Below are 11785 nucleotides of genomic sequence, written 5' to 3'. Positions count from 1 at the left end.
ATTTAGGGGGGCTCTTTAGAATACGAATACTTTGATTATGTTTTATGTAAATGTTCGATATTTAATGCAGAAAAATGTTGGATTTTGTTGACACGTATGAGAGCAAGTGGTAAGATTACTTCGAAAAGAATCACTGCCTCATATAATCTTGGAGATAAGGTCCATAAGTTTCTACCTGGCAACCATGAATTGCTAGACTATGAGGGGAAAAGTGTGTAACAAAGGATGTAAAGGATCTTTGTGCCGAACTTTTTCTCGAAATGAGGAATGTTTATGGTGCAAAGTTTTTTTTATGCAATAAAGAGTGAAAATTTCATTAAAAAAAATTATTATTATTTATTCGACAATTACGCTTATTTTGGTGTTTAGTCATTTGTACTATGTTGTAAGTTGAAAAAAGAGAAAAGAAGTCTTACATCAGAGGTCGAATAATTGAAATGCGGGGGAGTCTTATGTCAGTAAAATCCGATAGTCGTCACCTATATCTACGGGTGATTGATCACATCAAAGAAAAAATTAAAGATGGGGCTTATAAAGAACGACAAAAGTTACCATCAGAGTTTGATTTAGCGAAAGAACTTGGCGTAAGTAGAGCGACTTTAAGGGAAGCGTTGCGTATTTTAGAAGAAGAAAATGTTGTCATTCGTAGACATGGTGTAGGGACATTTGTAAATGCAAAGCCATTATTTTCTTCTGGAATAGAACAACTTTCTAGTATTACAGATATGATTTCTAGTGTGGGGAAAACACCAGGAACAATCTTTTTATCATCATCTACTACAACTTTAACAGAAGAGGAAAAAGAGAAGTTTAATAGTGAAGATGGTTTTAATGCAGTGATGATTGAACGCGTGCGTACAGCAGATGGGGAACCTGTTGTGTATTGTATCGATAAACTTGCAAAAGAAATATTGCCAGATTTATCGGGTTACAATGAGGAATCATTATTAACGGTGATACATAATAACACACATAAGCGCATAACATATGCGGTTGCCCACATTGAGCCAATTGGCTATCACCCTAAAATCTCACCGATTTTAGAATGTGAGCCTGAAACAGCACTGCTTGTATTAAAACAAATGCACTATGATCAAAATGATGAGCCAATCTTATATTCTATCAATTACTTTAGAGCTGATAAATTTAGCTTCCACGTATTAAGAAAGCGTATGTAGGTAAATTCCTTTTTAGGGAGGTGACAGCAAGAAGTAAGGAACAGCAGCGTAAGAATAAATAAATATATATCATTTTTGGAGGGGTTTCTAGTATGAAGAAAAAAGCAGGCCTTTTATTATCATTAACATTAGCAGCAAGTACAGTTTTAGGTGCATGTGGTAACTCGGATAAGGCGAGCAGTGACAAGAAAGACACGAAAGACAATAAAGATTTCAAGGTTGGTCTTGTAACGGATGTTGGGGGCGTTGATGATAAGTCATTTAACCAATCTTCTTGGGAAGGGTTACAAAAGTTTGGTAAAGATAATGGTTTAAAAGAAAAGACAAATTATCGTTACCTTCAGTCTGAAAAAGAAGCTGATTATATTCCGAATTTAAAAAAATTCTCAAAAGATAAATATGATTTAACATTCGGAATTGGTTATAAATTAGAAGGTGCAATTAAAGAAGTAGCAAAAGAATCTTCAAAACAACAATTTGCAATCGTAGATACTGTTGTAGATGCACCGAACGTAACGAGCATTACGTTTAAAGATCATGAAGGATCATTCCTTGTAGGTGCGGTAGCAGCTATGTCAACAAAATCGAATAAAGTAGGATTTGTTGGTGGAATGAAAAGTGATTTAATTAGTAAATTTGAAAATGGATTTAAAGCTGGTGCAAAGGCAGTAAATCCAAACATTGAAATCGTATCTGAATATGCAGAAGCATTCGATAAGCCTGAAAAAGGTACAGTTCTTGCTTCAGCAATGTATGGTCAAGGCGTAGACGTAATTTATCATGCTGCTGGTGGTACAGGTAACGGTGTGTTCACAGAAGCGAAAAACCGTAAGAAAAAAGGTGAAAATGTTTGGGTAATCGGTGTTGACCGTGACCAACATCAAGAAGGTATGCCTGAAAATGTAACATTAACTTCAATGATTAAACGTGTTGATGTAGCAGTAGAAAAAGTAGCTAAAGAAGCAAAAGATGGGAATTTAAAAGGTGGGAAAATTGAAGAGTTTGGCTTAAAAGATGACGGTATTGGTATTTCAAAAACAACTGATAACGTGAAAAAAGTTAACCCTGAAATTTTAACAAAAGTAGAAGAGTTTGAAAAGAAAATTACAGCCGGTGAAATTAAAGTGCCAGCTACAGATAAAGAGTATAAAGAATACGAAGCTTCTCTAAAAAAATAAATAGAGAAATAGCAAAGGTTAGTTCATAGAACTAACCTTTGTATGTATAAAACTTCCGAATTGCTTAATAAGTTAATAGTGTAATAGGGAATGTTCCCTGTTAAAAGGAGGAACACAATGGAATACGTAATTGAGATGAATAACATTACGAAAGTATTCCCAGGCATTGTAGCGAATGATGATATTACGCTGCAAGTAAAGCAGGGTGAGATACATGCTTTACTTGGAGAAAATGGTGCAGGGAAATCCACATTGATGAATGTACTATTTGGTTTGTACCAACCAGAGCAGGGTGAAATTAAAATTAAAGGTAAACCTGTAAAAATTACAAATCCGAATATAGCAAATGACCTTGGTATTGGAATGGTCCATCAACACTTTATGCTTGTTCATAATTTTACAGTTACAGAGAATATTATTCTCGGAAATGAACCGAAGAAAAAAGGGAAAATTGCTGTTGAGGATGCTGCTAAAGAAATTCAAAAATTGTCTGAACAATACGGTTTGGCTGTAGATCCATATGCGAAAATACAGGATATTTCAGTTGGTATGCAACAGCGTGTTGAGATTTTGAAAACTCTTTACCGCGGTGCAGAAATTTTAATATTTGATGAACCGACAGCTGTGTTAACACCACAAGAAATTCATGAGCTAATTCAAATTATGAAAAAGCTTGTACAAGAAGGAAAATCTATTGTTCTTATTACACATAAGTTGAAAGAAATTATGGAAGTTTGCGATCGTTGTACGATTATTCGTAAAGGAAAAGGGATTGGAACGGTTGACGTTGCAAATACGGATGAAAATAAACTTGCAGAATTAATGGTCGGACGTCAAGTGAATTTTAAAACAGAAAAAATAGACGCGAAGCCAAAAGAAGAGGTACTTTCAATTGAAAACCTTGTTGTTCACGATGCACGTCAACTACCTGCTGTAAAAGGCCTTGACTTAACTGTTCGTGCGGGGGAAATTGTTGGGATTGCAGGGATTGATGGAAACGGACAAAGTGAATTAATAGAAGCGATTACTGGTTTACGAAAAGTTGAGTCAGGTTCTATTGCAATTAAAGGAAAAGAAATAACAAATTGGCCTGTTAGAAGAATAACAGAAGAAGGAATTGGTCATATTCCAGAAGATCGTCATAAACACGGACTCGTTCTTGATTTTTCTGTTAGAGATAATATAGTTCTTCAAACGTACTATAAAAATCCGTTTTCAAAGAAAGGGATTTTAAATTTCAGCAAAATTACAGAAAAAGCAAAGGCTCTTATTGAACAGTTTGATGTACGTACACCTAGTGAGCAAACGTTAGCACGCGCTCTATCTGGGGGCAATCAACAAAAAGCAATTATTGCACGTGAAGTAGACCGAAATCCAGATTTATTAATTGCGGCACAGCCAACACGTGGTTTAGATGTAGGAGCAATTGAATTTATTCATAAGAGATTAATAGAGCAAAGGGATAAAGGAAAAGGTGTATTACTTTTATCATTAGAGTTAGATGAAATCTTAAATGTTAGCGATCGAATTGCTGTTATTTATGAAGGGGAAATTGTAGCAATAGTTGATGCGAAAGAAACGAATGAACAACAGCTTGGATTGTTAATGGCTGGAGGAACAAAGAAGGAGCAGGTGGGTACAAATGGCTAAAAAACTTTTAACAGAACGAACGATAAATATTTTAGTCCCAGTACTATCCGTTATTTTCGGCTTACTTGTAGGAGCGGTTGTAATGCTAGTTAGTGGCTATGATCCAATTGTTGGTTATAGTGCACTTTGGACAGGAATGTTCGGCAGCGCAAGTGCGATTGGTGAAACGCTCCGTACAATGATACCGCTTATTCTTGCTGGCTTATCGGTCGCGTTTGCATTTCGTACAGGTTTATTTAATATCGGGGTAGAGGGTCAATTGTTAGTTGGTTGGCTTGCAGCGGTTTGGTTCGGTTATGCAGTCTCACTACCAGCGTTCCTTCATATTCCATTATCGATTTTATTTGCCGCATTGGTGGGCGGAATTTGGGGCTTCATTCCGGGATATTTAAAAGGGAAGTTTCAAGTGAATGAAGTTATTGTAACTATTATGATGAACTATATTGCGTTGTATGTAACGTATGACATCATTAAGCGTTTCTTACATGCGGGTAATGACAAAACGTATGATATTAAAGAGAGTGCGTCACTATCTTCAGACTGGCTTGCTTCTATTACTGACGGTTCACGTCTACACTGGGGAATTATTGTAGCAATTTTAATCGCTATTTTAATGTGGTTCTTATTAGATCGAACAACTTTAGGTTACGAATTAAAGTCTGTAGGATTTAATCAGCATGCTTCTCAATATGCAGGTATGAAAGTTTCTCGTAATGTAGTATTCTCTATGACAATTGCTGGTGCATTTGCGGGGATTGGTGGAGCGATGGAAGGATTAGGGACATTCCAGAGTATGACAGCGATGTCTTCGTTTACAGGAGTAGGATTTGATGGGATTGCCGTAGCATTACTTGGAGGGAATAATCCGTTTGGTATAATCCTTTCAGCTTTATTATTTGGTGGTTTGAAAAGTGCTTCCCCTCAAATGAACTTTGAGGCAGATGTACCGTCAGAGCTTATTAATGTAATTATTGCATGTATCATCTTCTTTGTTGCATGTAGTTATGTGTTAAGATGGGCGCTTACACGCATGAGCAAGGAGGGGAAATAAATGAGCTTTTTAGATATATTAGCCATTCTTGTGACGGGTACGTTATATACATCGGCACCTATCATTTTCACAGCACTAGGTGGTGTATTTAGTGAACGATCGGGTGTTGTAAATATCGGATTAGAAGGACTAATGCTATTTGGTGCATTTATTGGAGTTGTTACAAACTTATTAATGGGTGATACTTGGGGAACGATGACTCCATGGATTGCGTTATTATTTGCGGCAATTGGTAGTGGATTATTTGCATTACTTCATGCGGTAGCTTCTATTACATTCCGAGCAGATCAAGTTGTAAGTGGTGTAGCCATTAACTTCTTATCTCTTGGTTTAACAGTATTTGCAATTAAGAAGATTTTTGATAAAGGGCAGACTGACTTTATTCAGTATCGTATTGAAAAGATTGATATTCCAGGCCTTTCGGATATTCCGGTTTTAGGGAAAATATTTTTCTCGAACGTACCAATAACGTCGTATATTGCCATTATTTTAGCATTCGTTGTTTGGTATGTTATTTATAAAACACCGTTCGGTCTTCGTCTACGTGCTGTTGGTGAACACCCAATGGCAGCGGATACGATGGGGATTAATGTATATAAAATGCGTTATATTGGAGTCTGTATTTCAGGAGTGTTTGCTGGAATTGGTGGAGCGATTTTTGCAATGTCAATTTCTAATAACTTCTCAGGGGCAACTATTACAGGACAAGGTTTCTTAGCTTTAGCTGCTATGATTTTTGGGAAGTGGAATCCACTAGGTGCATTAGGTGCAGCTCTATTCTTTGGTTTTGCGCAATCTCTAAGTGTAACGGGCGGAACAATTCCTGTATTAGATCAAATTCCAAGTGTTTTGTTAACGATATTACCATATGTATTCACAATATTAGCGCTTGTTGGTTTTGTAGGTCGTTCTGAAGCTCCGAAAGCATTAGGAACTCCTTATGAAAAAGGAAAACGATAAGTATTTTATAAGTATAAAAAAGCTCGCACATTAGTGTGGGCTTTTTTACATAGAATATATTTAATACGGAATTTTACTATGTTCCTTACATATTAAAGTTTTTAGAAAGAATCATATGTAAGCATAATAAGGGAGAAAAGTTGATTTTTTATTTCTAAAAACTGTATATTGAAGAGGAATATTCCTATATACGTAAAGGAGGGCTATAAATGAAACTAATGGAACAACAACTACATGAGTTAGATGGTTTGCGCGTACATATTATTCCGACTGATAAATATAAAACGAATACCTTTGTATTTCGTTTTAAAGCACCTTTAAATGAGGAGACGGTGACAGAGCGTGCCTTATTGCCATACGTATTGCAAAGTGCGACAGAAAAATTACCTTCTGTAATTCGTCTTCGTCAATATTTAGAAGAATTATACGGATCTTCTTTAGCGGTAGATGTAAGTAAAAAAGGGGAAGACCATATTATCTCCATTTATGTAGACATTGCAAATGAAGTTTATTTACATGATGCACCACCGTTATTTGAAAAAGCGCTTTCTATGTTGTCAGATATTGTGTTACATCCAGCAACGGAGGGCAACGGTTTCCTATCTTCTATCGTAGAAAGTGAAAAAAGAGCACTGTTACAGAGAATTGAAGCTACTTATGATGATAAAATGCGTTATGCAAACGAGCGTTTAATTGAAGAAATGTGCAAAGTAGAACCGTATCGTTTAAGTGCAAATGGAAAAAAAGAGAGTGTTATGTCTATTACAAATGAAAGTCTGTATCAATATTATCAAAAGGTGTTAGCGGAAGATGAAATGGATCTATATATTATTGGTGATATTTCAGAAAACGCCGTTGATCTTGTAAGTAAGTATTTTTCTATTTCAGCTCGTCCAGTGAGAGAAAGAAATGTACTCCTTCATAGACGAAATAATGAAGAAAAAGAAGTTGTTGAAAAACAAGAATTAAAACAAAGTAAATTACACATCGGTTATCGTACATTTGTCACATATAAAGATGAAGATTATTTTGCATTGCAATTGTTCAATGGATTGTTTGGTGGCTTTTCTCATTCGAAGTTATTCGTAAATGTGCGTGAAAAAAATAGTTTAGCGTACTATGCAGCATCGCGCTTTGAAAGTCATAAAGGTTTATTATTTGTTATGTCAGGAATTGAAGCGAAAAATTATGAAAAAGCAGTTGAGATTATTAAAGAACAAATGCTTGCGATGCAAAACGGAGAGTTTTCTGAAGAAGAAATACATCAAACAAAAAGTGTCATCCAAAATCAAATATTAGAGGCAATTGATACACCACGTGGCTTTGTAGAAATGCTATATCATGGTATTATTTCAGATCGTACACGTCCAGTTGAAGAATGGCTTACAGGTATAGAAAGTGTGACAAAAGAAGAAATTGTAAAAGTTGCTAAAAATATTGAACTAGATACAATTTACTTTTTACAAGGAACGGAGGGAGAGTAAATGGAGAAAATTGTTTATGAGCAATTAAAAGAAACACTCTATTATGAAAAACTTCCTAATGGATTAGATGTATATGTTTTACCGAAACAAGGATTTAATAAAACATTTGCGACGTTTACGACGAAATATGGTTCTGTAGATAATACATTTATACCATTAGGGAAAGAAGAAATGATTCGTGTGCCAGATGGGATTGCACATTTTCTTGAGCATAAATTATTTGAAAAAGAAGATCACGATGCTTTCCAATTGTTTAGTAAACAAGGAGCATCGGCAAATGCTTTTACATCCTTCACACGAACAGCTTACCTTTTTTCAGGTACTTCAAACGTAGAACAAAATTTAAATACATTGCTAAACTTCGTACAAGAGCCCTATTTCTCTGAAAAAACGGTTGAAAAAGAGAAGGGGATTATTGGGCAAGAAATTCAAATGTATCAAGATAACCCAGATTGGCGTTTGTACTTTGGGTTAATTGATAGCTTATTTGTAAAACACCCAATTAAAATTGATATTGCGGGGACAATCGAATCTATTAGTAAAATTACGAAAGATTTATTATATGAATGTTATGAAACATTTTATCATCCGAGCAATATGTTATTATTTGTTGTGGGTGCAATTGATCCAGAGAAAACAATGGATTTAGTACGTGAAAATCAAGCGAAAAAAGATTATAAAAACCAGCCAGAAATTGTGCGTTCATTTGAAGAAGAACCAAATGAGGTAAATGAAAAGAAAAAAATTATTTCAATGCCTGTGCAAACACCGAAATGTTTAGTTGGTATTAAAGCGACTAATTTAAAAGAAAAGGGGCAAGCGCTTTTAAAACAAGAAATTGCGCTTACGTTACTTTTAGATTATTTATTTGGAAAAAGTTCTGTTCATTACGAAGCTTTATATAATGAAGGACTTATTGATGATTCATTCTCGTATGACTATACAGAAGAAAATAACTTCGGTTTTGCAATGGTTGGTGGTGATACGAAACAACCTGATGAATTGGCAGATCGTTTAAAAGATATTTTATTAAAAACAGATTATGATCAATTAGATGCGGCGGCATTAGAACGAGTGAAGAAAAAGAAAATTGGTGGTTTTTTACGCTCGTTAAATTCACCAGAATATATTGCAAATCAATTTACACGATACGCGTTTAATGAATCTAGCCTATTTGATGCATTGACTGTATTAGAAGGACTAACCGTTCAAGACTTACAAGAAGTAGCGGGATTATTGTTATCAGAAGAAAAAATGAGTGTTTGTCAGGTGTTACCGAAAAAATAAAATTTTAAAGATACCCTCATCTTATCATTGAAAAATTGTAAGATGAGGGTATTATTTAGTTGTGTGAAAATTGAAGTTGTAGAGATAAGAGAGGGAATTTATGAAAAAGTATGCGTTAGTAACTGGAGGGAGCGGAGGGATTGGCTCTGCTATTTCGAAACAATTAATTCAAGATGGATATACAGTTTATGTTCATTACAATAACAGTGAAGAAAAGGTATTGGAATTGCAGAAGGCATGGGGAGAAGTTATCCCTGTTCAAGCTAATTTAGCTTCTAGTGATGGAGCAGAACGATTGTGGGGACAAATTGAACATCCTATTGATGTTATTGTATACGCAGCGGGGAAGAGTATTTTTGGATTAGTAACAGATGTAACAAACGATGAATTAGATTATATGGTAGAACTTCAAGTGAAGAACGTATATAAATTACTTTCAATGGCACTTCCGCCTATGATTGAGAGAAGAAGTGGTAATATTGTAATTGTTTCATCTATATGGGGACAAATAGGGGCTTCTTGTGAAGTACTTTATTCAATGGTAAAAGGGGCGCAAAATTCATATGTGAAAGCTTTAGCGAAAGAAGTTTCTTTAAGTGGATTACGTGTGAATGCAGTAGCACCAGGAGCAATTGAAACGGAAATGTTAAGTGTTTTTTCTGAAGAAGATAAAATGGGAATTGCTGAAGATATACCATTAGGTAGAATAGGATTACCAGAAGAAGTAGCGAAAACAGTTTCATTTCTCGTATCACCAGGAGCGTCTTACATAACTGGACAAATTATCGGAGTGAATGGCGGTTGGCACTGCTAAAAAATTCTTACATAAAAAATGAATAGTTGCACAAATTAAGGATGATTTTATTACTCAATAGTGAGGTGCTTAATTATGTCAGTATTAGATAATTTTGATCAGTGGAAGAGCTTTTTAGGAGAACGTTTAGAGCAAGCGCAAGACAAAGGTTTAGATGGCGGTGCGGTATCAGATATGGCATTTCGTGTTGGCGACTATCTTGCTAATGAAGTAGAAGGACGCAATGACCAAGAGAAATTATTAGCTGAGCTTTGGAAAGTTGCTGATGAACAGGAGCAACATACAATTGCAAATTTAATGGTTAAGTTCGTACAACATAAGTAAAAGTAGAGAGGAGATTCTCCTCTCTACTTTTTTTGTATAATAATTACACAGGATAGATTATACATTTAGCTTCCCTATTAGGGTGAAATCATATAATATAGTACGTAGGTGTAAAGTAAGCAAGGGGAGTGATCTTGGATGATTGAATGGTATTTTGAATATGAAATACATAAAAACCGACCTGGCTTGCTTGGTGACGTTTCTTCGTTAATCGGTATGCTCGGCATTAATATTGTCACAATTAATGGTGTAGATAATGCACGACGTGGGTTACTTCTTATGTGTGATAATCAAGAGCAAATCTCTAGACTTGAATCAATTTTAAATACGATGGATAACATAACGGTAACGAAATATCGTCCGCCCAAGCTAAGAGATAAGCTAGCGGTTAGGCATGGTAGGTACATACAACGAGATGCAGATGATAAGAAAACATTTCGATTTGTGCGTGATGAATTAGGCTTACTTGTAGACTTTATGGCAGAAATCATGAAAAAAGAAGGCCATAAACTAATTGGGATACGCGGAATGCCTCGTGTCGGAAAAACAGAATCCATTGTTGCTGCAAGTGTTTGTGCAAATAAAAGGTGGTTATTTGTATCATCTACTCTTATTAAGCAAACTGTTCGCAGTCAATTAATTGAAGATGAGTATAGCGATGACAATATTTTCATCCTAGATGGAATTGTGTCAACGAAGCGTGCTAACGAAAGACATTGGCAGCTCGTTCGTGAAATTATGAGATTGCCTGCAACGAAAGTTGTGGAACATCCTGATGTATTTGTGAGTCAGTCAGAATACACATTGGATGATTTTGATTATATTATCGAGTTGCGTAACGATTATGATGAAGAAATACAATATAATTTAGTAGATGAAATTGAGCAAGGTACGCAAAATAATTTCTCTATGTTTGACTTTTAAAGAAATATTGAGGTGTTAGTAGTGACGGAATTGGGACAAAAGCTGAAAGAAACAAGAGAAGCGAAAGGCTTGTCTATTGATCAGCTGCATGAGATTACAAAAATTCAAAAACGCCATTTAGTGGCAATTGAAGAAGGCAATTATGATGTATTGCCAGGAGCTTTTTATGCGCGTGCATTCATTAAACAATACGCAGATGCGGTTGGATTAAATGGAGAGGAACTGCTTGTAGAACATCAGAGTACGATACCACAATCTGAAAAGCGTGAAGTTCCACAAGTATCAACGGGACAAAAAACACAAGAAACAATGCAAAAATCTTCATCATGGCCAATTGCAGATCACATGCCGAAAATCTTAGTTGCGCTGTTAGTCATCGCAGTTGGAGTGGTAATCTGGTTTGTGTTTCAAGCGTTAACTGGAAAAGATGATGAAAAAGTTCCAAGCGCTCAAAGTGAGAAAATTGAAGTTCAAAAAGCGAAAGATTCTCCGTTAGATACGAAGAAAGATGAAGTGAAAGCGGAAGAGCCAAAAAAAGAGGAACCAAAGAAAGAAGAACCAAAGAAAGAGGAGCAACCAGCACAACCAACTGGACAGCAAGAAGTGAAAGTAGTTGGAACAACTGGAAAGGTATCTACTTTGGAAATTCATAATAATAAAACATTAGAACTGGAAATTTCAGCTAAGGGTACAAGTTATGTAGATGTTAAGGATGATGCGGGTAACGAAATTCTAAACACTACAGTACAAAGCGGTCAAACAGAGAAACGCGATGTATCAACATTAAAAGAAGTACGACTTAATATTGGAAGTGCACCGAATGTTGAAATTAAACTGAATGGCCAAGTGCTTGCTTTCCCGTTAGATCCACAAAAAGAATATCACCAAAGATTGGTGATTAAAAACCAAGGGATAGAGCAACCAGCACAATAACA

At 35.5% G+C, this 11785-nt stretch carries 11 protein-coding genes and 1 riboswitch; all 11 genes read left to right on the top strand.

Features of this window, described 5'->3' with window-relative positions:
• The first annotated feature begins 118 nt into the window (after positions 1-118).
• A riboswitch (purine riboswitch) is annotated at positions 119-220 on the top strand.
• A gap of 232 nt (positions 221-452) precedes the next feature.
• The gene (locus tag N2V80_RS18690; RefSeq protein WP_000114182.1) at positions 453-1178 is read left to right on the top strand and encodes a GntR family transcriptional regulator; all 726 of its coding nucleotides are present in this window, start codon (positions 453-455) and stop codon (positions 1176-1178) included.
• Positions 1179-1270: 92 nt separating this feature from the next.
• Positions 1271-2356 (top strand): BMP family lipoprotein, encoded by a 1086-nt coding sequence (locus N2V80_RS18685; protein ID WP_000725770.1) that lies wholly within the window; start codon positions 1271-1273, stop codon positions 2354-2356.
• Positions 2357-2473: 117 nt separating this feature from the next.
• Positions 2474-4006 (top strand): ABC transporter ATP-binding protein, encoded by a 1533-nt coding sequence (locus N2V80_RS18680; protein WP_000456908.1) that lies wholly within the window; start codon positions 2474-2476, stop codon positions 4004-4006.
• Entirely contained in the window at positions 3999-5057 is a 1059-nt protein-coding gene (locus N2V80_RS18675) for an ABC transporter permease (RefSeq protein ID WP_001085264.1), read from the top strand. The genes N2V80_RS18680 and N2V80_RS18675 overlap by 8 nt, the downstream gene beginning before the upstream one ends.
• Entirely contained in the window at positions 5058-6017 is a 960-nt protein-coding gene (locus tag N2V80_RS18670) for an ABC transporter permease (RefSeq protein WP_000008857.1), read from the top strand. It abuts the gene before it with no gap.
• A 209-nt stretch (positions 6018-6226) separates the two neighbouring features.
• Positions 6227-7501 (top strand): EF-P 5-aminopentanol modification-associated protein YfmF, encoded by a 1275-nt coding sequence (gene yfmF, locus N2V80_RS18665; RefSeq protein ID WP_000772405.1) that lies wholly within the window; start codon positions 6227-6229, stop codon positions 7499-7501.
• Positions 7502-8788 carry an EF-P 5-aminopentanol modification-associated protein YfmH gene (gene yfmH / locus N2V80_RS18660; RefSeq protein WP_000411969.1) on the top strand — a complete coding sequence of 429 codons (1287 nt, stop codon included), beginning with the start codon at positions 7502-7504 and terminating at the stop codon, positions 8786-8788.
• Between the two features lie 100 nt (positions 8789-8888).
• The gene (gene ymfI / locus N2V80_RS18655; protein WP_000759606.1) at positions 8889-9602 is read left to right on the top strand and encodes an elongation factor P 5-aminopentanone reductase; all 714 of its coding nucleotides are present in this window, start codon (positions 8889-8891) and stop codon (positions 9600-9602) included.
• A 75-nt stretch (positions 9603-9677) separates the two neighbouring features.
• Positions 9678-9926, top strand: coding sequence for a DUF3243 domain-containing protein (locus tag N2V80_RS18650; RefSeq protein WP_000114450.1), 249 nt, complete (start codon positions 9678-9680; stop codon positions 9924-9926).
• A 138-nt stretch (positions 9927-10064) separates the two neighbouring features.
• Complete coding sequence (locus N2V80_RS18645; protein WP_000574107.1) at positions 10065-10850, top strand: DUF3388 domain-containing protein; 786 nt, start codon at positions 10065-10067, stop codon at positions 10848-10850.
• 21 nt (positions 10851-10871) lie between these two features.
• A complete protein-coding gene (locus N2V80_RS18640; protein WP_000137491.1) occupies positions 10872-11783 on the top strand; it encodes a helix-turn-helix domain-containing protein in 912 nt (303 codons plus the stop codon).
• Positions 11784-11785: the final 2 nt, after the last annotated feature.

The organism is Bacillus sp. FSL W8-0640 (assembly GCF_038007725.1).
In the GTDB taxonomy this organism is placed as follows: Bacteria; Bacillota; Bacilli; order Bacillales; family Bacillaceae_G; genus Bacillus_A; species Bacillus_A cereus.
Note: the sequence above shows the minus strand (reverse complement) of the source record. Positions and strands in the feature narration are given on the sequence as shown.

Bases quoted from the DNA above. Each gene is read 5' to 3' on its own strand.
- N2V80_RS18685 (WP_000725770.1), top strand. From the start codon at position 1,271: ATGAAGAAAAAAGCAGGCCTTTTATTATCATTAACATTAGCAGCAAGT.
- ymfI (WP_000759606.1), top strand. From the start codon at position 8,889: ATGAAAAAGTATGCGTTAGTAACTGGAGGGAGCGGAGGGATTGGCTCT.
- yfmH (WP_000411969.1), top strand. From the start codon at position 7,502: ATGGAGAAAATTGTTTATGAGCAATTAAAAGAAACACTCTATTATGAA.
- N2V80_RS18645 (WP_000574107.1), top strand. From the start codon at position 10,065: ATGATTGAATGGTATTTTGAATATGAAATACATAAAAACCGACCTGGC.
- N2V80_RS18670 (WP_000008857.1), top strand. From the start codon at position 5,058: ATGAGCTTTTTAGATATATTAGCCATTCTTGTGACGGGTACGTTATAT.
- N2V80_RS18690 (WP_000114182.1), top strand. From the start codon at position 453: ATGTCAGTAAAATCCGATAGTCGTCACCTATATCTACGGGTGATTGAT.
- N2V80_RS18680 (WP_000456908.1), top strand. From the start codon at position 2,474: ATGGAATACGTAATTGAGATGAATAACATTACGAAAGTATTCCCAGGC.
- N2V80_RS18650 (WP_000114450.1), top strand. From the start codon at position 9,678: ATGTCAGTATTAGATAATTTTGATCAGTGGAAGAGCTTTTTAGGAGAA.
- yfmF (WP_000772405.1), top strand. From the start codon at position 6,227: ATGAAACTAATGGAACAACAACTACATGAGTTAGATGGTTTGCGCGTA.
- N2V80_RS18675 (WP_001085264.1), top strand. From the start codon at position 3,999: ATGGCTAAAAAACTTTTAACAGAACGAACGATAAATATTTTAGTCCCA.